The 21,492-nt window shown below is 39.1% G+C and carries 19 protein-coding genes; 13 read left to right on the top strand and 6 right to left on the bottom strand.

Translation table 11 applies throughout. The annotated features are described in order from the left end of the window. The first annotated feature begins 72 nt into the window (after positions 1–72). The gene (locus RFH42_RS07875) at positions 73–975 is read left to right on the top strand and encodes a LysR family transcriptional regulator (protein ID WP_308975043.1); all 903 of its coding nucleotides are present in this window, start codon (positions 73–75) and stop codon (positions 973–975) included. A gap of 104 nt (positions 976–1,079) precedes the next feature. Here the strand turns inward: RFH42_RS07875 and RFH42_RS07870 are convergent, their stop codons facing one another. After that, positions 1,080–1,964 carry a LysR family transcriptional regulator gene (locus tag RFH42_RS07870; protein ID WP_308975042.1) on the bottom strand — a complete coding sequence of 295 codons (885 nt, stop codon included), beginning with the start codon at positions 1,962–1,964 and terminating at the stop codon, positions 1,080–1,082. A gap of 231 nt (positions 1,965–2,195) precedes the next feature. On the opposite strand from RFH42_RS07870, the gene RFH42_RS07865 reads away from it, so the two are divergent. The 7 genes from RFH42_RS07865 to RFH42_RS07835 all read left to right on the top strand — a co-directional run bounded on the left by RFH42_RS07865 (position 2,196) and on the right by RFH42_RS07835 (position 10,975). Next, positions 2,196–3,725, top strand: coding sequence for a CoA-acylating methylmalonate-semialdehyde dehydrogenase (locus RFH42_RS07865; RefSeq protein WP_308975041.1), 1,530 nt, complete (start codon positions 2,196–2,198; stop codon positions 3,723–3,725). A gap of 11 nt (positions 3,726–3,736) precedes the next feature. Next, positions 3,737–4,633, top strand: coding sequence for a 3-hydroxyisobutyrate dehydrogenase (mmsB, locus tag RFH42_RS07860; RefSeq protein ID WP_308975040.1), 897 nt, complete (start codon positions 3,737–3,739; stop codon positions 4,631–4,633). A 107-nt stretch (positions 4,634–4,740) separates the two neighbouring features. Next, positions 4,741–6,396, top strand: coding sequence for an AMP-binding protein (locus tag RFH42_RS07855; RefSeq protein WP_308975039.1), 1,656 nt, complete (start codon positions 4,741–4,743; stop codon positions 6,394–6,396). 197 nt (positions 6,397–6,593) lie between these two features. Beyond that, complete coding sequence (locus RFH42_RS07850) at positions 6,594–7,721, top strand: acyl-CoA dehydrogenase family protein (RefSeq protein ID WP_308975038.1); 1,128 nt, start codon at positions 6,594–6,596, stop codon at positions 7,719–7,721. Between the two features lie 60 nt (positions 7,722–7,781). Further along, positions 7,782–8,552, top strand: a complete 771-nt coding sequence (locus tag RFH42_RS07845; protein WP_308975037.1) for an enoyl-CoA hydratase-related protein — start codon at positions 7,782–7,784, stop codon at positions 8,550–8,552. 13 nt (positions 8,553–8,565) lie between these two features. Then, entirely contained in the window at positions 8,566–9,606 is a 1,041-nt protein-coding gene (locus RFH42_RS07840) for an enoyl-CoA hydratase/isomerase family protein (RefSeq protein ID WP_308975036.1), read from the top strand. Positions 9,607–9,946: 340 nt separating this feature from the next. Further along, positions 9,947–10,975 carry an AraC family transcriptional regulator gene (locus RFH42_RS07835; protein ID WP_308975035.1) on the top strand — a complete coding sequence of 343 codons (1,029 nt, stop codon included), beginning with the start codon at positions 9,947–9,949 and terminating at the stop codon, positions 10,973–10,975. 95 nt (positions 10,976–11,070) lie between these two features. On the opposite strand, the gene ecpA is transcribed toward RFH42_RS07835, so the two are convergent. Next, complete coding sequence (gene ecpA, locus RFH42_RS07830) at positions 11,071–11,649, bottom strand: common pilus major fimbrillin subunit EcpA (protein WP_308975034.1); 579 nt, start codon at positions 11,647–11,649, stop codon at positions 11,071–11,073. Between the two features lie 489 nt (positions 11,650–12,138). Between ecpA and chrA the strand changes: the two genes are divergently transcribed. After that, positions 12,139–13,350 carry a chromate efflux transporter gene (chrA, locus tag RFH42_RS07825; protein ID WP_308975033.1) on the top strand — a complete coding sequence of 404 codons (1,212 nt, stop codon included), beginning with the start codon at positions 12,139–12,141 and terminating at the stop codon, positions 13,348–13,350. Between the two features lie 101 nt (positions 13,351–13,451). Here chrA and RFH42_RS07820 read toward each other — a convergent pair whose 3' ends face one another. Together RFH42_RS07820 and RFH42_RS07815 are read right to left on the bottom strand one after the other, a co-directional pair. Further along, positions 13,452–14,636 carry an MFS transporter gene (locus RFH42_RS07820; RefSeq protein WP_308975032.1) on the bottom strand — a complete coding sequence of 395 codons (1,185 nt, stop codon included), beginning with the start codon at positions 14,634–14,636 and terminating at the stop codon, positions 13,452–13,454. A 20-nt stretch (positions 14,637–14,656) separates the two neighbouring features. Further along, positions 14,657–15,088 carry a RidA family protein gene (locus tag RFH42_RS07815; protein WP_308975031.1) on the bottom strand — a complete coding sequence of 144 codons (432 nt, stop codon included), beginning with the start codon at positions 15,086–15,088 and terminating at the stop codon, positions 14,657–14,659. 67 nt (positions 15,089–15,155) lie between these two features. On the opposite strand from RFH42_RS07815, the gene soxR reads away from it, so the two are divergent. Then, entirely contained in the window at positions 15,156–15,659 is a 504-nt protein-coding gene (gene soxR, locus RFH42_RS07810) for a redox-sensitive transcriptional activator SoxR (RefSeq protein WP_308975030.1), read from the top strand. Here soxR and RFH42_RS07805 read toward each other — a convergent pair. Then, complete coding sequence (locus RFH42_RS07805; RefSeq protein ID WP_308975029.1) at positions 15,639–16,511, bottom strand: S66 peptidase family protein; 873 nt, start codon at positions 16,509–16,511, stop codon at positions 15,639–15,641. The two genes, soxR and RFH42_RS07805, sit on opposite strands and share 21 nt — an antisense overlap. Before the next feature lie 11 nt (positions 16,512–16,522). Further along, positions 16,523–17,452, bottom strand: a complete 930-nt coding sequence (locus RFH42_RS07800; protein ID WP_374990737.1) for a DMT family transporter — start codon at positions 17,450–17,452, stop codon at positions 16,523–16,525. An 855-nt stretch (positions 17,453–18,307) separates the two neighbouring features. Here RFH42_RS07800 and RFH42_RS07795 point away from each other — a divergent pair. Genes RFH42_RS07795 through RFH42_RS07785 form a run of 3 tightly spaced genes read left to right on the top strand, consistent with a single transcriptional unit; the run spans position 18,308 to position 21,231 of the window. Further along, entirely contained in the window at positions 18,308–19,435 is a 1,128-nt protein-coding gene (locus RFH42_RS07795) for a Re/Si-specific NAD(P)(+) transhydrogenase subunit alpha (RefSeq protein ID WP_308975028.1), read from the top strand. 11 nt (positions 19,436–19,446) lie between these two features. Continuing rightward, complete coding sequence (locus tag RFH42_RS07790; RefSeq protein WP_308975027.1) at positions 19,447–19,761, top strand: proton-translocating transhydrogenase family protein; 315 nt, start codon at positions 19,447–19,449, stop codon at positions 19,759–19,761. Between the two features lie 12 nt (positions 19,762–19,773). Continuing rightward, a complete protein-coding gene (locus tag RFH42_RS07785) occupies positions 19,774–21,231 on the top strand; it encodes an NAD(P)(+) transhydrogenase (Re/Si-specific) subunit beta (RefSeq protein WP_308975026.1) in 1,458 nt (485 codons plus the stop codon). The last annotated feature ends 261 nt before the right edge of the window (positions 21,232–21,492 follow it).

Below are 21,492 nucleotides of genomic sequence, written 5' to 3'. Positions count from 1 at the left end.
TTAATATTTGTTTTGATTATCAATAATATATAGTATTGCATAAATATACATAGTGCTAATGAATCATTGCGTATGATGCAATCCGTAGATTTAAATTTACTCGTGGCTTTAGATGCTTTACTTGCAGAAGGGAGTGTCACGGGAGCTGCCCAGCGTTTAAACTTGAGCGTACCGGCAATGAGTCGTACTTTAAACCGCCTACGTATTTTGTTTGATGATCCTTTATTTGTACGGGCAGGTCGAGGATTAGTCACAACACCATATGCTGAACAACTTCGCGAACCTACGCGTTTATGTTTACAACAAGCCGAGCAATTATTACAAAAAACAAAGGTGTTACAGCCCTTCACATTAAGACGTGTATTCACTATTCGTGCGGATGATGGCACTGTGGCTTTATTGGCTGCTGGATTACTAAAAAAAATGGCTGAATTAGCACCAAAGGTTACTTTGCGTTTTATTGCTCAAGGACAACAAGATGTAGGTGCTCTGCGTGATGGGGTGGTTGATCTTGATATTGGTGTCATTGAAGACATTGGCCCTGAAATTGTTCGCCAGACCTTGTTTCATGATCATTATCAGATTGTTATGAGGCAGCAACATCCTCTGGCAAAAGATGCTAGCTTAACTGTTTCGACTTTTGCTGCTGCACGGCATGTGAGTGTTTCTCGTCGGGGAGTGATGAGTGGTCCTGTTGATTCAGCATTGGCTCAGCTCGGTTTATTACGACATGTTGCTGTTGTAACACATAGCTTTGCTGAAGCACTTTTAATTGTAAAAGAAACAGACTTAATCGCTACTGTACCAACGTTATTAACCCAGCCTATGCAACAAGGTGTGGTTTATCATAATCTACCTTTTCAAACAGCAGGAATTCGTATTTCCCAAGCTTGGCATCCACGTTTTCAATCACATCCTGAACATCAATTTTTAAGACAATTAATATTCGAGCATTGTCAGAAAGTTTTTAACTAACGAACAGATGCACATTGATCACGAATAATGTTCAGACACTTAAAATTGAGTATCTGAATTATATCTTTAAGGTCAATGATTCAATCAGAAGGTTAATTTAAATATCAAACATCCATTAATAAAGCTTGTTGTGCTTCTGCTTGCTGTCTTAAAAAGTCCCAGACCAGTTTAATCCGTGGCTCATGCTGTAAATCAACCAAGGTAAGCATCCAGAATGTATGCATAAAACTGACTTCATCTGAGAGTACTTGTTGGAGTTCGGCTTTATCTTGTGCGAGAAATTTAGGTAAGATTGCTAGCCCCGCTCCAGCACTGACCGCAATTTGCTGTGCCAAAATGCTGCTACTTCGAAAGTGAGCATTAAGTTGAAGAGGAATACGTTCTAGGCAGTAAAGCTCGGGACTGTAAATAAGATCATCAATATAATTAACAAAACGATGTTCAGTTAAGTCATTTAATTGTTGAATTGGACTATGGGTTGATAAGTAGTTTTGGCTACCATATAGCTTTAAACAATAGTCTGTAAGTCGTGTAATAATATATGGTCCAGTTTTCGGGCGCTCAATTGAAATCACAATATCTGCTTCACGATGCGAGAGCTTTATCATTTTAGGTACAGGAATCAGGTCGATACTGATTTGTGGATATTGCTTGGAAAATTCAGCTAAAAGCGCAGCTAAAAAAGCAGTACCAAAACCTTCTGGCGCACCTATACGAACATGACCTTGCACGGGATGATGTGACTTTTCAATTTGCAAAAATGCACGTTCCATTTGTTCTACCCGAGGAACTAATGCAGCACCTTCTATAGTGAGTTCATAACCAGTGGCTTCCCTTTTAAAGAGCTGTGTACCCAGACTTTGCTCTAGTGCCTGAATGCGTCGTGCAACTGTACTGTGTTCAACACCAATTAAACGTGCTGCATTGGTCAGTGTTTTTGCACGCGCCAAGACTAAAAAGAAGCGTAAGTGGTTCCAATCCGTACTCATTGATCCTCAACATCCCCTGTGAAAATTTGCACAATCATCGTGCATTAATTTCCATTGGTGGTCAAAGTTTTCTTTGCTAGTCTGAGAACTATAACGTATCAGGATGATACGTATTCCATGGAAGAACTTTGCTTAGCACCCTAAGGGGTTCATTTGAATCACTAAGCAAAAACAATTAAGCCGAATAAGCATAAGTGCAAATGCACAACAATGGATAGCAATGGAGAGAGCATGAACGCAATTCAACAAGCAGGGCAAAAAGGACAAGTCGCCAGCGTTAAATTACTTATTAACGGCGAATGGGTTGAATCTAAAACAGATCATTGGCAAGACATTGTCAATCCAGCAACTCAAGAAGTTTTAGGGCGTGTGCCTTTTGCAACAACCGCAGAAGTCAATGCTGCAATTGATGCAGCACAGCAGGCGTTTGCAAGTTGGCGTCAAACTCCAATTCAAGCGCGTATGCGTATCATGTTGAAACTACAAGAATTAATTCGTGCAAAAGCGAAAGATATTGCCAAGGTCTTAACTGCGGAGCAGGGCAAAACTTTAAGTGACGCTGAAGGTGATATTCAACGTGGTTTAGAAGTTGTAGAGCATGCGTGTTCTGTTGGAACTTTACAAATGGGCGAATACGTTGAGGGTGTAGCACGTGGCGTAGACTCTTATACCGTTATTCAACCACTTGGTGTTTGTGCTGGAATTACACCATTTAACTTCCCAGCAATGATTCCATTGTGGATGTTCCCAATGGCAATTGTTTGTGGAAATACTTTTGTACTAAAACCATCTGAGCAAGATCCATTATCAACCATGATGCTGGTTGAATTAGCCATTGAGGCGGGTATTCCTGCAGGTGTGTTAAACGTTGTACATGGTGGCAAAGAGGTCGTTGATTTATTGTGTACACATCAGCACATTAAAGCGATTTCTTTTGTAGGATCTACTGCGGTTGGTACGCATGTTTATAACCTTGCAGGCCAACATGGTAAACGCGCGCAGTCAATGATGGGAGCGAAAAACCATGCAGTTGTTATGCCAGATGCGAATAAACAACAAAGTCTGAATGCTTTGGTTGGTGCTGCATTTGGTGCCGCGGGTCAGCGCTGTATGGCACTTTCGGTTGCCATTATGGTGGGTGAAACAAAAAATTGGATTGATGAACTGGTTGAAAAAACCAAGACACTTAAAGTCAATGCAGGACATGAAGCAGATACCGATATTGGCCCAGTGATTTCTAAACGAGCTAAAGCACGTGTGATGGAGCTCATTGACAGTGGTGTGGCAGAGGGAGCAAAACTCCATTTAGATGGTCGTCAAGTCAAAGTTCCTGGCTATGAACAAGGTAACTTTGTGGGTGCCACTATTTTTAGTCATGTCACAACTGATATGCGGATTTATAAAGAAGAAATTTTTGGTCCTGTATTGGCAATTATTTGTGTAGATACTTTGCAAGAAGCAATTGATCTAATTAATGCTAATCCATTTGGTAATGGCGTAGGTTTATTCACGCAAAATGGTGCAACTGCACGTACTTTCCAAAATCAGATTGATATTGGACAAGTTGGAATTAATATTCCTATTCCTGTGCCTGTACCATTTTTTAGCTTTACAGGATCACGTGGTTCTAAATTGGGTGATTTGGGGCCTTATGGTAAACAAGTCGTGCAGTTCTATACGCAAACCAAAACCATTACCAGTCGTTGGTTTGAAGATCAGCACGATGCTGGTGGCGTAAATACAACGATTAGCTTGCGTTAAGGAGATTGCCCATGAAGATTGCTTTTATTGGACTCGGCAATATGGGTGGTGCAATGGCACACAACCTACTTAAGGCTGGACAGCATGTTTATGGTTTTGATTTGAGTGAAAAAGCACTCCAACATTTTGCAGAAGCAGGTGGTGTGGTTTGTGCAAGTCCTCAGCAGGCTGCTGCTCAAGCGGATATCGTGATAAGTATGTTGCCAGCAGCAAAGCATGTACGAGAGGTTTATTTGGGTGAGGAGGGTATTCTATCGGTGATGCAGAAGGGTAGTCTGTGCATCGATAGCAGTACCATTGACCCTCAAACAGTAAAAGATGTTGCAGCTGTAGCAGCAGCACAGGGTATTGCTATGTGTGATGCACCAGTATCTGGTGGAACCATTGGTGCTCAAGCAGGGACATTGACCTTTATGGTCGGTGCCGATGCTGCAATATTAGAGCGTGCTAAGGTTGTTTTGGTACATATGGGCAAAAATATCGTGCATTGTGGTGATATTGGTACTGGGCAAATCGCTAAGATCTGTAATAACTTGATTTTAGGAATATCGATGGCCGCTGTTGCTGAGGGTATGGCACTTGGTGCTAAGCTCGGCATCGATCCTGAAGCTTTGGCTGGTGTGATTAATAGTTCAAGTGGGCGTTGTTGGAGTTCTGAGGTATGTAACCCATGGCCGAATATTAGTCCAAATGCCCCAGCTGCTCATGGTTATCAAGACGGATTTGCAACACAGTTGATGCTTAAAGATTTAGGTCTTGCCATTGAGGCTGCTGGACAAGCCAAACAACCCATTTTGTTAGGTGGTTTAGTGCAGCAGATGTATCAACAAATGTGTCTGCAAGGTAATGCAACACTCGATTTTTCAAGTATTATTCAACAATATTTACCTCAGCAAGCCCAAGGATAAGGGCCCCTGCTGGAGGAAACAACAATATAAGCAATCGGACTGCGGCAATCTTCTGAGACAGAAATTACCGGTCAAGTATTAGAACAGATATAGACTGAGGTTATGCCATGTTGAACTATCAAGATGCGGCTCAAAAATTTGATTTAAATCATGCCGCTAAGCAAATTTTATCAGGATCAATTCAGGCCCTGAATGCATGTTATGAGTGTTGTGATCGTCATGCAGATAGTAATAAAGTCGCATTATATTGGCAGGGCAAAGATGGCCGCCAAGAACAATACACTTTTGCTGAATTAAAACAGCGTTCTAGCCAGTTTGCTAACTTTTTAAAATCTAAAGGTGTAGGTAAGGGTGACCGTATTTCTGGTTTATTGCCTCGTACCGCAGAATTAATTATTACGATTTTAGCCGCTTGGCGCATTGGTGCAGTGTATCAGCCTTTATTTACAGCTTTTGGTCCTAAGGCGATTGAACATCGTTTGAAATTAGCGCAAAGCAAATTTGTCGTGACCGATGTGGGTAACCGACATAAATTAAATGATGTTATTGATTGTCCAAGTATTATTACTGTTGCTACTGCCGATGGTCATGGACTTGAAGCTGGAGATATCGACTTTTGGTCGGCTGTGAAAGCGCAGTCAGATCAATGTGAGCTAGAAATGCTCTCAATTAATGACCCATTTCTATTAATGTTCACTTCAGGAACCACTGGCCCTGCAAAACCACTTTATGTTCCATTAAAGGCTCTAATTGCTTTTGGTCGTTATATGCATGATGCCATTCAATTGTTACCTGAAGACAAATTCTGGAATATTGCTGATCCTGGGTGGGCATATGGTTTGTATTATGGCATTACTGGTCCATTGTTATTAGGACATGCAACGTTATTCTACGAAGGTGGATTTAGTAGCGATAGTCTTTGTCAAATTGTGAAAGATTATAAAATCAATAACTTGGCTGGTGCACCAACAGCTTATCGTATGATGATGGCTGCAGACCAAGATGAAATGGCCAAACTTCGAGGGCGCTTTCGTGTAGTGAGTAGTGCAGGCGAGCCACTCAATCCAGAAGTTATACGCTGGTTTAAGACAGTTGTTGATGCGCCAATTTTTGATCATTATGGGCAAACTGAAGTTGGGATGGTGGTTTGTAATCATCATGGTTTATCCCATGCCGTACAACCTGGTGCTGCTGGTTTTGCAAGCCCAGGATATCGTATAGCAACTTTAGATGATGAAGGTAATGAGCTTCCTGCTGATACTCCGGGAATACTTGCGGTTGATATTGAGCAGTCACCAATGATGTGGTTTGGCGGCTATCATGAAACACGTAAATCACCATTTGTGAAGAATTACTATTTAACTGGAGACACAGCTGAAATACATGCAGATGGCAGTATGAGTTTTGTTGGCCGTAGTGATGATGTGATAACAACTTCTGGTTATCGTATTGGTCCATTTGATGTAGAGAGTGCTTTACTCGAACATGATGCCGTGGTTGAAGCTGCTGTGGTGGGTGTACCTGATCCTGATCGTACTGAACTGGTCAAAGCATTTGTTATTTTGGCTGAAGGTATCCAAGCAAGCGAAAAATTGGCTGAGGATTTAGGACAATTTGTTAAAAAACGCCTTTCAGCACATGCTTATCCACGTTTGGTTGAGTTTGTAGCAGAATTACCAAAAACACCAAGTGGTAAAATTCAACGCTTTTTATTGCGTAATCAAGAAATTGAGAAACAAAAAGTGGCTGGTGCTGCAAGTTAAGTCGTGTATTCAGGCTGAGTCTAGGTGTTTGAGGAGTGGTAATAAATTTAAGCACTTAGACTTTAAGGTGAAATCTCTTATGCCTTCAGCTAAAAAGCATTAAATTAATGCCAGATTGGGCGAATTTACATGAAAGTAATATCGCCAGTTAGATGAAAAAATATAGCGTTACAGCAATAGATCAAAGGAACGACATTATGCAATTCACCGAAGAACAACAATTAATTCGTGATATGGCGAAAAGCTTTGCCCAAGAACAAATTAAACCGTTTGCGAGTGAGTGGGATGAAAAGGGGCAATATCCTGCAGAAGCATTGGCGCAAATGGGTGAATTGGGTTTCCTCGGTATGTTAGTTCCAGAACAATATGGTGGTTCTGAAACAGGAAATTTAGCTTATGTACTTGCACTTGAGGAGGTTGCTGCGGCGGATGGCGCGACTTCTGCAATCATGAGTGTACATAATTCAGTAGGTTGTGTCCCTATTTTAAAGTTTGGTAGTGAAGAACAAAAACAACAGTTTCTTGTACCACTTGCTCGTGGAGAAATGATTGGTGCTTTTGCATTGACAGAACCACATACAGGATCTGATGCCGCAGCAATCAAAACTCGTGCGGTTAAAGATGGTGACCATTATGTTATTAATGGTGCAAAACAATTCATTACATCAGGCCATAATGCAGGGGTGATTATTGTTTTTGCGGTTACCGATCCGAGTGCAGGGAAAAAAGGAATTAGTGCATTTCTTATCCCACGGAATACCCCAGGCTATGAGGTTATTCGTGTTGAAGAAAAACTAGGTTTACATGCCTCTGATACTTGTCAGATTGCGCTGACTGATGTCCGTATTCATGAAAGTTTACGTTTGGGTGCTGAGGGAGATGGATTAAAAATTGCCTTAGCAAATCTTGAGGGCGGGCGAATTGGTATTGCCGCTCAATCTGTCGGACTTGCTCGTGCTGCATTAGAAGAAGCAACACGTTATGCACATGAACGAACCACATTTGGAAAACCTATTTTTGAACATCAAGCGATTTCATTTCGTTTAGCAAGTATGGCTACGGAAGTTGAAGCTGCACGTCAATTGGTTCATTACGCAGCACGATTAAAAGAAGCAGGTCAACCTTGTTTAACAGAAGCCTCTATGGCAAAGCTCTTTGCTTCTGAGATGGCAGAGCGTGTGTGTTCAAATGCACTACAAGTGTTTGGTGGCTATGGCTATCTAAAAGATTTTCCAATTGAACGTATTTATCGTGATGCACGTATCTGTCAAATCTATGAAGGAACGAGTGATATTCAGCGTTTGGTGATAGCACGAAGTTTATAGTCATCATTGAATCTATATTATTCGATATAAATTTTAAAGTTATTATTAGGAATACAGATCATGCAATGGAACACGATTGAATTAAGTATCAATAAGGGCGTTGGGCTCATTACATTAAATCGCCCAAAAGCATTAAATGCACTAAATAGTGAATTAATTAATGAAGTCAATCTCGCTTTAGACCAGTTAGAGAAAGACCGTAATGTTGGCTGTATCGTGATTGCAGGTTCAGAAAAAGCATTTGCGGCAGGCGCAGATATTAAAGAAATGGCGGACTTGAGTTTTCCTAACATTTATCTTGATGATTTTTTTAACCTGGCCGATCGTATTGCGCAGCGACGTAAGCCACTTATTGCTGCTGTAAGTGGTTATGCTCTTGGTGGTGGTTGTGAATTGGCACTAATGTGTGACTTTATATATTGTGCAGATAATGCCAAATTTGCTCTGCCTGAAGTGACCTTAGGCGTATTGCCGGGCATTGGGGGAACTCAGCGATTGACGCTTGCAGTAGGTAAAGCGAAAGCCATGGAGATGTGTTTAACAGCAAGACAAATGGGTGCTGTAGAAGCAGAGCAAAGTGGGTTGGTCGCAAAAGTCTTTACTCGGGAAGAGTTATTAACAGAAACTTTGGCTGCTGCTGAGAAAATTGCTGAAAAATCGTTAACTGCAGTAATGATGATTAAAGAATCAATCAATCGTGCCTTTGAAGTGAGTTTAGCTGAAGGTTTACGTTTTGAGCGTCGTTTATTTCACTCGGTTTTTGCTTGTAGTGACCAAAAAGAAGGGATGCAGGCTTTTGTAGAAAAGCGTCCTGCGAAATTTACCCAATAATTTGGAGAGCAGTATGAGTGAAAATAATTTACTGGTCAGTCGCCAAGGTGCTGTTGGTATCATCAGTTTGGATCGACCTGCAAATTTAAATGCACTATCTGTTGGAATGACAGAAGGCATTATTGCGCAGCTACAGATCTGGGAAAATGATTCACAAGTTAAGGCTGTAATCATTAACTCTACTAGTCCAAAGGCTTTTTCTGCTGGTGGTGATGTACGTTATTTATATGATACGTTTAAAGCAGGGACTACAGCTTATCAAGATTATTTTGCTACCGAATATCATATGTTAAATATGATTCGTAGCTATCCTAAAACCGTGGTTGCCTTGATTGATGGTTATGCTTTTGGTGGTGGAATGGGTTTAGTGCAAGCATGCCATATTCGAGTAAGTAGTGAGAAATCCCGATTTGCCATGCCAGAGACAGGCATAGGTTTTTTCCCAGATGTTGGCGGGACTTATTTTCTATCACGATTGCAAGATGCTGGAGTTTACTTGGCATTAACAGGAGAGCAATTTAGTGCAAGTGATGCATTATATTTAGGTCTGATCGATGCCATCGTTGAGAGTGAGCGTTTGGAAAGCTTAGAAGCTGCATTATATACCTCAACAGAACTTGATCAGCAAAGTATTAAACAACTCATAGCAGATTTTGATACGCAAGCCACCACAAGTTCGCTTGAAGCGTTAATGCCTGTAATTAAAAAGCATTTCTCACATTCTGATTTAGTTCAAATTGAGCAGAGTCTTTTGGTAGAGCAACAGCCCAATTGGTCTGAATGGGCTGAAAAAACCACGAAAACACTGATACAACGTTCACCATTGGCCAAGCAGATTAGTTTACGTTTACAGCATGTAGGACGTCAGTTGACACTTGAACAATGTTTACAGTTAGAGCGTAATTTGCAGGATATTTGGTTTGATCACGGTGATTTTATTGAAGGTGTACGTGCTTTATTAGTTGATAAGGACAAGCAACCGCAATGGCAGCATGATAATGCAAGATTACAAGAGATTTTAGCGCAGATTTTTTCTAAGACGTTGGCTGCATAATCCTTTACTTAAGAGTTTAATAGCAATATTTAAATAGGCCCTAGTGGCCTATTTTTAATTTTGGGAGATGGTGTAAACATAAAAAAATCTATCTAGATCTCAAGTAGATCGTTAAATTAAACTTATAAATAAAAATGCTTAATAATCGCCCTGTAAGTGAGAAAGAGATGATTTAAATGTTAAATTGGTTAACATAATTTCAATTGTTAATTTTTTAAGCAGTATATTAAAATGAATTGTCATGATATTTCTTTACTTAAATTTAATTTTTTTTCATTATCTTTTTTACTGATTTTAATTGATTCTATAAATGGTGGGCGAGTGTTAAGGAGGCTAAATATTGAAATCATCAATGGTGTATCAAGGTGTAGGTAATGGTTTAGTTAATATTGTAAATAAGTTTTGTCAGCAGCAAAATATCATATCTCCAATACATAAAAATTATGCTCTTAATGAAAGAATACCATTGCAAGAATGGTTTAGAATTCTCAATTATTTAAATAAAAAATATCGTAAAAATGACTTGGCAATACAACTCGGTAAATTAAGTGAACCTGAGACTATGGGATTGGTTTCTTATTTGGCTTTGTATTGTGAAAATGTTAGAGAGGTTTTTCAAGTTTATACGCATTACCAAAAAGTTTGGTATGACGTTGTTTCATTTGAAACGTGGGAAAGTAAAAAACATTTTATATTGCATTGGAATAATCCTGCTTATTTAGAAGCAGGGTTATACATGAAAGAAATGCGAATTGCGCTCATGATTAACTTGTATATTTTTATGAAGTTTTTTTCAAATTTAGTCTGCGAAGAAAGTTTTAAAATTGAAAAAATTGAACTGCGCTTAGAGAATGTATCTGTTGCAGAGACTCAGCTGTATAACAAACATTTTTCATGTCCAGTAGTTTTTAATGCAGAATCAAATAGGGTTTATTTTCGACCTAAGATATTAGATTTAAAAATTCCATCACCGAATAAAGATCACTATTTAAGAAATTTGCTGACCCATAGTGCGGACGTGCAATTAGAGAAATATGCTGAAGATATTAGTTTTAAAGAGCTAATCTATAGAAATATTATTGCAGCTATTAAAGAAAATCGTACTGATATACATTATGTTGCTGAAAAGGTGGGCTTAAAACCACGCGTGATTCAAAATCGATTAAAGCAGCATAACAGTAGCTACTCAGAACAGTTGGTAGAAGTAAGAAAAATGCTTGCTTTTCGCTATCTTGAAAATGATCGGTTGAGTATAGGTGAAATTTCAGAGTTACTTGGCTATCAAGAACAGGCTTCTTTTCATCATACTTTTAAAGGATGGACTGGTAAATCCCCGCGCAAATGGCGTTTAGAGCGAAGAGCAGCTTAGTTTAAGAGTTAGATACAAGATGAGTATTAAACGTATGGTTGGGAGAATGCGTAGGAGATAAGCAACCATACGTTTTTACTCGTTAATAAATGGGGTTAAGGTTTAATCCATACAGCTGTAAATTGTATAGCAACCTCTCCATTCCATGTCCCATCTTTTAGTTTACTAAAGTCGGTATTTTGACCAGATGTATTTGTGGCATTTTTGATGCTGAATCCGAATAAACCCTCAGCACTTTCCCGATTATTTGCAGAATAAGCAGATTTATTTGCTAACGAAGATAGGCCAGAACGGGTACTATGATCTGTGCTAATTAATACTGTTTCTTCTGCTTTACTCAATTCTTTCCCATTCCAATTTACAGCAACTTTTAATTTAGATGGGTCATCGAATCTGACCAATTCATCTGAAATAAGTTTAGAAGTGAGTTTAAAGTCTGTTGAGCCAGGAACACCTTTAAGGGTGACATTGAATTTTCCTAACTCTTTATTAAAGGACTTGTTTCCTTCAGTATATTTAAAGTTCAGCGAACTTAATGGGGTAATAACAAGAGCACTAGATGTATCTTTAAATGCACTAGTTTGCCATTTAGCTATGGCAGTAGTGGAGACCTCTTCTGCTATAGCCTCAATACTTCCAAAACAAGCAATAATAACTAAAATAACTTTTTTCATATAAGCCTCCCAATGAATAACATAAATGTGGTTTCGGGTTTCTTAATCTGTATGCTAATTGTATTTTTAAATAATTAAAAAAGTATTGTTTATTTTTTCACTATTTATTGTTTTATTAATCAGAGTATTTTTGTCTAATATATAAGCTTGATAGATTGGTTTTTGTGGTTGATAATATATACTTATAAAGGTTGTGAATAGCCATTTAAATCTTACTATTATTTTCATAAGTATTTTTATTTAAACAAAATATTGATAGTTTTATTATTTTTGATTTTGAAAATTGATATTGTTTAGATTTACTTTAGCTTGTCTTGTTTTTAGTCTTATAAAGCAATTTTTATGGTGATGATTTCAGGCATAGTGCTTCATTGCATTGTCACGTATTTCTGTAAGTATATTCGTTTTAACTACGGTTTTATGTGATGAAGAGCATTAGAGAGATTCTCTATGTATTTCATGATTTACATATGAGACAAAGTATTCGTTATGACAAGCTCTTCTATTCTAAGTCAGATTTCCATTAGGCAAATCTTTTGGCTCTTTTTAAAATTGGGACTCAGTTCTTTTGGGGGGCCAGTTGCGCATTTGGGTTATTTTCACCAATGTTTTGTAATGAAGCATGCGTGGCTTAATGAAAAAGAATATGCAGACTTAATTGCACTGTGTCAGTTGTTGCCAGGGCCAACAAGTAGCCAGGTTGGCATGGCATTAGGTTATCGTCAGGGTGGGTATAGAGGAGCCTTTGCTGCATGGTTGGGCTTTAGTTTGCCTTCAGTGCTGATTTTAATTATTGCTGCCGAGGGCATAAGGTATTTAGAGCATGGAATATCATCAGGGCTAATTCATGGTTTGAAAATTGTTGCGGTAGCAGTAGTTGCTCAGGCTGTATGGGGAATGGCCAGACAACTATGCCCCGACACGCCTAGGGTGAGTATTATGTTAATGGCTTGCGCTAGCATTTTACTTATGAATGGTATTTGGCTACAGGTCAGCGTGATTCTTTTGGCCGCAATTTTGGGCGGATATTTATTTCGTCATCAGGTTTCAGACGCAGAGGTGGTACAACAGAATACTTTAATTCTTCCTAGATCTAAGCTTTATCAAAGTGCTATTTGTTTAACAATATTCCTATCAATATTTTTGTTGATGCCACTGATATTGCAGATGTATTCCAATCCAATATTGGCATTATTTGATGCATTTTACCGTAGTGGTGCATTGGTTTTTGGTGGTGGGCATGTATTGTTGCCTTTACTAGAGGCTGAGGTGGTGCAGAGTGGTTGGTTAAGTGCTGATTATTTTTTAGCAGGTTATGCTTTGACACAAGCGATGCCAGGTCCTTTGTTTAGCTTTGCCGCATTTGTTGGGGCTGCAATGCCAGTACAAATGCCAATAGTTGCTGCGATAGTTGCAGTTATTGCTATTTTTTTACCATCATCATTATTACTTTTTGCAGTACTTCCTCATTGGCAATCATTTAGGTCTCTAGGATGGGTGAGGGCAGCACTTTTTGCTGTAAATGCAGCAGTAGTCGGGATTTTATTAGCTGCACTTTATCAGCCCATGTGGAATAGCAGTATTTTAAACCCTTTAGATTTTTGTTTGGCCTTATTGTTTTTTGTGGCACTTATGTTTTGGAAATGCCCAGTATGGCTAGTGGTGTGTATGGGGGGCATCATTGGGTATTTGTTTTTATAAATGATTTGAAAGTCTAATATTTGGTAATTTGAGTTGGCTTTAATTAAAGCCAACTTCTAATGGAGATTTTAAAATAACGGTTTAATACCCTATTGCTGAGTTTAAGCGTGTTTACGTACGTGGAGCAAATCAAGCGCTGCAAAGCATGCTGCAACCATGACTAATATGAGCCCAATCATGCAGGCCATGCTCCATCCACCATGATGCCAGCCATATACACCAAGTGCAGAGCCACAAGCCCCACCTATGAAATAACAAGTCATATAAACTGAGTTAACTCGTCCTTTGGCATCTGGACGTAAGCGGAAAATAATATTTTGGTTGGAAGTATGCACTAAAACTAATCCTAAGTTGATTATTCCAAAACCAAGAATATAACTGATGAGATATTGCCCACCGAAGTAAAGAAATAACCAACTAATAGCAAGTACTACAATACCAGACCATGTAAGTTGTTTGGTATAACCGCGATCAGCAATACGTCCCAAATATGTTGTAGATAATGCACCAAATACGCCCACTAAAGTGACTACACCTACCATTACATCAGAGAGCTGAAAAGGTTCTGAGGTCAGTAAAACAGCAATCGTTGAAAATAAAATACTCATTGCTGCAAATGCACAACCACCGAGTAAAGAACGATAAACTAAACGTCGTTCAGTATGAATTAGTTGTCCCATAGAATGGAAAATTTGCAGATAATTCATTTTTACGGTGCTGACGGTAGGGAGTTTGAGCATGAGTAATACTGCTAAAACCAACATGCAGATACCGCTGAGTAGGTAAATTAATTGCCAATTAAATAGGTTGGAAAGTAAGCCTGCCATGCTGGTAGAGATCAGTAAACCGACCAATAGTCCACTCATAAGAAAGCCAACAACTTGTCCAGTTCGGTCAGGACGTGTTGCAATAGCTGCAAGAGGAATCAATACTTGTGCTGCAACAGAGAACATACCTACGATAATCGTACCCATCCAAAGCATCGTTAAGTTACTTGAAAAGGCACAAATAAACAGTCCAACTGCAGCAAAGAACATCAGCAATGGAATAAATTTGGTTTTATTGACAATATCACCAACAGGAACAATAAGAAATAACCCTAATGCATAAGAGACTTGGGCAAAAGTAACAGTGAGAGAGGCTTGGGCTGCTGTTACAGCAAAGTGTTGCTGAATCGAGTGGATCAATGGCTGACAATAATAGTTTGCGCCAGCACAGAGGCCACAAGCAACAGCCATTAGCCAAAGTAAAGATTTATTTTGACTAATATCGAGTTGAGCAGACATGAGATTTCCTTGGGTGACGGCTAGAGTGTATACGCCGTGGCTTCGATTTCAATTTGCATACCTGAAAGTGCCAAACATGGTACTGGAATCAGCGTACATGCAGGAAAGTCAAGACCCTGCCAAAGTTGTTGCATGGTTTCAATCAACTGTTGATGTTTCTTATTATTATGATCGACGATATAGATTCTCAATACCGCAATGTCCGCAAGTGTAGCATCTCGATCTTGTAAAATGTACTGAATGTTTTCAAAGCATTGCTGTAATTGCATGGTAAATTTTGCTGAGAGCTGACCTTGATTATTTTGTCCACCTTGTCCTGAAATATGTAAAGTTCGATTGTAGTGACGCACCTCCGCAACATGGCTAAAGGCAAAGGCTTTAGGGTTAAAGAGTGTATGAGGATTAAATAATTTAAATGCTTGGATGTTTTGAGCTTGTACCTTGGAATGCATAATATTCAGTCATGAGAAAGATGATTGTGTTAGTCTAAAATCTCAAGTTAGGTTGAGGTCAAGAAAAATGACAATAAAAAATGCACATCAATGGATTAGTATTGGTGAGTTAGCGAAACGCAGTGGTGTAAGTGTTTCTGCTGTACGCTTTTATGAGGATAGACAGCTTATTTGGAGTGTGCGTACTGAAGGGAATCAACGCCGTTATCAGCGTGCAATGTTGCGACGTGTTGCGATTATTAAAGTTGCGCAACAGGTTGGGGTAAGTTTGGAACGGGTTAAGATTGCATTAGATACATTACCCAAAGACCGTGTTCCAAGCAGTGAAGATTGGCAGGTGATGTCACAGCAGTGGCAGGCTGATTTAGATAAGCAAATTTTAGGTTTACTTAAATTGCGCCTGCAGCTAGATAAATGTATAGGCTGTGGTTGTTTATCTGTAAAGCAATGCCCACTGCGTAATCCAGAAGATCAATGTGGTGAGCAAATTACAGGGCAACACTATCAAGACACTTTGAGCTTGTTGCTCAAACAAGAGTTGGTGGACTCCTTAGAGATACACCAATTCTAAATTTTGGATTTGTGCTGTTTTGCCAATCCATAAGGGGTGGTTTGAAAGCCCGTGCCCGAACTGAGAACTTTGATAAAGTGCTATACCTAAGCGGTCGAGATGTTCTGCAAAAATATGTTCTAAGCTGTGGGGAACATTTTTTTGAGGACAATTATAAAAGTCGCCCATGATAACGGCTTTAAGTAAAGAGGTATCGGTACTTTGCAGTATCTGGGTCAGACAGCGTTCTAAGTGGTAATAGGCTTCACCTACATCTTCAAGCAATAAAATACTGTCTTGTTTAAAGGTTAAAGCCGCTGCTGTACCTTGTAAACTGCACAGGACGGTAAGATTTCCACCAAGGACTTGTGCTTGTAGCTGTGGAGTATTTTGTGCTTTATGATTCACTGCCTCAAGCTTTAAGCCTACGGGTGATGTTGGACTGTTGATCAACTCAATCGTTGCTAGTGCGTCATTAGATAGAGCTTGTGTCCCGATATTTTTTACTGCAATTTCTTGAAACACAGGTCCGTGTAAGGCTTGTCCACCTTGTAGCGCAATATAATTTAATAAAACAGTACTATCTGAATAACCAATGACTGGTTTATTGAGGATCCAGTTATCTAGATGTGGAACAAGCTGCGCTGCACCTACACCACCACGACCACACCAAATGACATCAATTGATGGGTCTAAGGCTGCATGCTTTAGATCGCTAATACGTTGTTCTACTGTACCAGCTAGATAGCGATGCTGGGCTGAGATATGTTTAGCTAAACTGACTTGATGGCCAAGCTCTTGTAAATGATGCTGCGCTAATTGAATGTGTTCGAGATCTACACAACTACTTGGAGTGACGATATGAAAGTGCATAAAAATCCAAATTAGTGATTAAGTTTTTTGGGTGATAAGGTAATCATCATGACACCGATGATATTGAGTAAGCAGCCGAACCATTGTAAAGAATTGAGTTTTTCTCCTAAAAAGAATACAGCAAGAATAATAGTCAAGATTGGCCCGATTGAAGCAATCATGGCAGATTGAGATGCACCTAATCGCCGAATGCCTTGCATTAAAAAAATACTGGGTAATACCGTAACAAATAGTCCAAGGGCAAAACCATAAAGAAGGACACTGTGTGGGAGGTGTTGAATTTGAGTTATTGGCTCAGATGTGGTGGCGAAAAAATGAACCAATGTGGCAATGCAGGCAATACTAAGTGCGAGACCAGTAAAATTCCAAGAACCGAAGCGCTGTATCAAACGTGGTGTCAATAATAGATATGCTGCAAAAGCAACGGCACTGGCAAATACGAGACTTGCTCCAAAATAAAATTGATCTTGTGCTGCATTTTGAGTTTGTTCTTGTAGCATAACAATAACGGTCCCACCATAACTAAGTGCAATAGCAAATAAAGTTTTTGGACTCAGTTTTTGCTTATAAATGGCAGCAGAGGCAAGTACAGTCAAGGTTGGGTACAGAAATAGAATAATACGCTCTAAGGAAGCACTGATAAACATCAAGCCGTAAAAATCTAACCAACTCGCAAGATAATAACCAATCACACCTGCCACAATTAGTAATCCCCAATCTTTAAGAGGAATATTGTGGCTTTGTTTGCGACAGTACCAACATAAGAGTAGAAAGAAGGGTAATGCACTTGCCATACGTAGTGCCATAAGAAGGGTTGCATTAATGTCGGGGGAAACCGCATAAGCTTGTTTAATAAAAATTGCTTTACTACTAAATAAAAAGGCTGCTGCGATAGAGTAGAGGGAACCTATAAAGATCGGGTTCTGGTTCAATTTGCTCAAAATGTGCTTCCATATACCATATGGGGAGACTCCCCAAACGTTCATGACATACTTATGTTGACTTTGAGTTTAACGTAAAAATGAAGTAATAAAGACAAAATTAGTCTCTTATGACAATTCTGACAAAAACATCTAATCAAAAAGTCAGTCAGTTCGTTTAAATAAAATCAATGCATAGCAGCTAAAAGTTAAAAAACATCTTCGGATAATGTTTCAAAATGGTGCGTTTTTGCTATAAATTTCCTTGAATATCAATTTTCAAAATGATTGGCCTATAAATTTTAAAAAAAATAAAAATTTTTTTTTACTTAATTTAGCTTAAGAAAATAGTATTTTTAATTAGTTAATAACTGTAGTAAATATGCCGTTTTGACAAACCCAAACCAGAATTACTTGCTGATTTTTCACTTGTTTGTAAGCTTGAGACTAGGTGTTTTAATTTAGAAGATATTTGATCTTGTTGAGGCTGTTTTGTTTAAAATTAACCCTATTGATCGCTTGTTATTGTTGGTTAATTAAACTGCATTGCCGATATGGTGTAGCTATGTTTTATACAGTATTTGGTTGTTTTTTTGAGAGGGAACAGTATTTTTTTTGATGTACGAAAACACGAGCTTGAAGCTCTAGATTATCTATCTATGGAAAATCATATAAAATTTTAAAAAACCGTGAATCTTAAATTAATTGAAAAGATACTTGAACTTTAAAATAAAAATATGGTCATTTATTAAAAAAATAGTGGCTGGTAATTTAAATTAGTTCAATTAGAATCCAAAAATTCAGTACAACGCATCGTTGATGGAAGCATTACAGATTGTGATGCTGTCTTAGAGAAAATTAGCTTGAGGGACGCTCATGCAAATAGGAATTCCAACAGAAACAGTCGCTAATGAACACCGTGTTGCTGCGACACCAGAAACTGTAAAAAAGCTGGTTCAAGCAGGTCATCAGGTTGTGATCGAGCAAGGTGCTGGATTAAAAGCGGCTTATATTGATAGTGCTTATGAACAAGCTGGTGCTTTGATTCGTACAGATGCCTATAGCGGCAGTCAAATAATTTTGAAGGTTCGTGCCCCAGTAGGTGAAGAAATTCAAAAAATTCCTGCACAAAGCATAGTGGTTGCAATGTTTGATCCATATCGTAATCCTGATTTGGATCAGTTTGCTGCACAACAAGTTTCTGCATTTGCATTGGAGTTGTTACCTCGAACACTTTCACGTGCACAGAATATGGATGTTCTTTCATCACAGGCCAACCTTGCTGGGTATAAGTCTGTTTTATTGGCAGCAGCTGAATATCAACGAATGTTTCCAATGCTGATGACAGCAGCAGGAACAGTAAAACCCGCACGTGTTGTTGTTATGGGTGTTGGTGTGGCTGGTTTACAAGCGATTGCAACAGCAAAACGCTTAGGCGCAGTGGTTGAAGCCACCGATTTACGTCCAACAGCACGTGATCAGGTGGAGTCCTTAGGGGGTAAGTGGCTTGATGTGCCTATGTCTGAGGAAGAGAAACAGCGCGCGGCAGATGCAGCTAAAAATGGCTATGGTTGGATGCCAGGTGAACAGTATATTCAAGACCAAGCTGCGATTGTAGATAAGGCTGTTTCGAATGCCGATATCGTGATTACAACAGCTCTATTACCTGGGCGTGCTGCTCCTCGTTTAATTCAAGCTGCTACTGTGGCTAAGATGAAACCTGGTTCGATTATTTTAGACATGGCTGTGGAAACAGGTGGAAATGTTGAAGGTTCACGCTGTGGTGAAAATGTCATGACCGATAATGGCGTGAAGATTTTGGGTATTCCGAATATTCCATCTACGGTGTCTACTGAGGCATCCGCGCTTTATTCTCGTAACGTGTTTAACTTTATTGAAACACTTTTTGATTCAGAAAAAAAATTGGCCTTAAATCTTGAAGATGAAATTCAAAAAGCCTTGTTAATTACCCATAACGGCCAAGTGCTGTTGAAGCGTGGATAAGGAGTTGCCTCATGGTTGAAACAATTACGATTTTCGTATTAGCGATTTTTGTAGGTTACTACGTTGTTTGGGGGGTTACACCTGCACTGCATACGCCATTGATGGCAGTAACGAATGCTTTGTCATCGATCATTATTGTTGGTGCAATGCTACAAACGGTCGCATTGCCTGTGATGGGAATGCAGCCGATGGTTGAATTTCAAAGTATTAACATTATTAGCATCTTAGGTGCTGTAGCAGTATTTTTAGCCAGTATTAATATTTTTGGTGGATTTGCAGTTACTGCACGCATGCTGGAAATGTTCAAACCAAAGCAAAAGAAATAAGGAGAGCTTGCCATGGAATTTATACAACAGCATGCAAATTGGCTTTATCTCATTGGTGCAATACTCTTTATTTTAACTTTGCGTGGGCTTTCAGGGCCAAAAACAGCAATTCAAGGTAATCGTTATGGCATGATCGCTATGGGGATTGCTGTTATTACAACCTTCTTTATTGCTGAACAGCCTGTTGTTTGGATGATTATTGGGGCGATGGTGTTGGGTGCGATTGTGGGTATTGCACGTGCTCGAACTGTACCAATGACACAAATGCCAGAGACTGTTGCATTAATGCACTCTTTAGTTGGTTTGGCAGCGGTATTAATCGCAATAGCTGCAATTTTACATAATAATCAACTTGTGAGTTTGTATGCTCAAGATGCGGCAACAATGAGCGCGGCTGGTGTAGCACCATCACATATGAATCAAGTTCATTTGTTTGAATTATTTGTAGGCTGCTTTGTAGGGGCGATTACCTTTACTGCATCTGTGTTTGCATATGGTAAATTGGCGGCAAAAAAATGGGCTAAAACCATCGCAGGTGGTTGGGTAAAACCAGTACAAGCATTGATTTTTATTGCAATGCTGGCATGTGGGGTATATTTCTTTACTACAGGAAATATGACAGCATTTTGGGCAATGACCGCGTTAGCACTTGTATTTGGATGGGTTTGGATTGCTCCAGTGGGCGGTGGTGATATGCCTGTCGTGGTATCACTTTTGAACTCTTTCTCAGGTTGGGCGGCAGCTGGTATTGGCTTTACCTTAGAAAATAATATGTTGATTGTTGCTGGTTCATTAGTAGGGTCATCTGGTGCAATTTTGTCTTATATTATGTGTAAGGCAATGAACCGTAACATTATCAACGTCTTATTTGGCGGAGCTATGGGTGGTGCAGCAGTTGCAACAAATGCAAATGCGGGTGAGCAGGTACAACGTAACTATCGTTCGGGTTCAGCTGATGATGCAGGTTTCTTAATGTCAAATGCTGATAGTGTTGTGATTGTGCCTGGTTATGGTATGGCACAAGGTCGTGCACAAAATGCAGTAAAAGAGTTATCTGAAATTTTAAAAGAACAAGGGGTAACAGTACGCTTTGCTATTCACCCTGTTGCTGGTCGTATGCCTGGGCATATGAACGTTTTGCTGGCTGAAGCTGATGTACCTTATGAAGATATCTTGGAAATGGACGAAATTAATTCAGATTTTCCTGCTACAGATGTTGTTTTGGTGATTGGAGCAAATGATGTGGTTAACCCAGCTGCAAAAGATGATACGAGTTCACCAATTTATGGTATGCCTATTTTAGAAGCGCATAAGGCACGTACCATTATGGTGATTAAGCGCTCAATGGCTACAGGTTATGCCGGTTTGGATAATGATTTGTTCTACAATGAAAAAACCATGATGGTCTTTGGTGATGCTAAGAAAGTTGTTGAAGATATGACTAAAGCGATTAATGGTACTGGACATTAATTAAATCTGTGACTATACCATGAGCTGAATGTTTTGGTGTGAATGAGGCGAATGTATACTCTTTAAAAGAGTGCAACATTCGCCTCATTTTTTTATTTAATTTATTACTTTAGATTAATTTCTTAAATTGCATGATAGCAATTGTTGAATAAGTATAAATACTTTCATAAACTTACCTGTATGTGATTATATTCATAAAATTTTAGTAATTATTTTTGTCCGTTTGTTTCTAAGGCTGTAAATAACGAAGAAATAATTTTG

The sequence above is a fragment of the Acinetobacter rudis genome (genome assembly GCF_031157835.1).
Classification (GTDB): Bacteria; Pseudomonadota; Gammaproteobacteria; order Pseudomonadales; family Moraxellaceae; genus Acinetobacter; species Acinetobacter rudis_A.
This window is presented reverse-complemented; position numbering and strand designations above follow the sequence as displayed.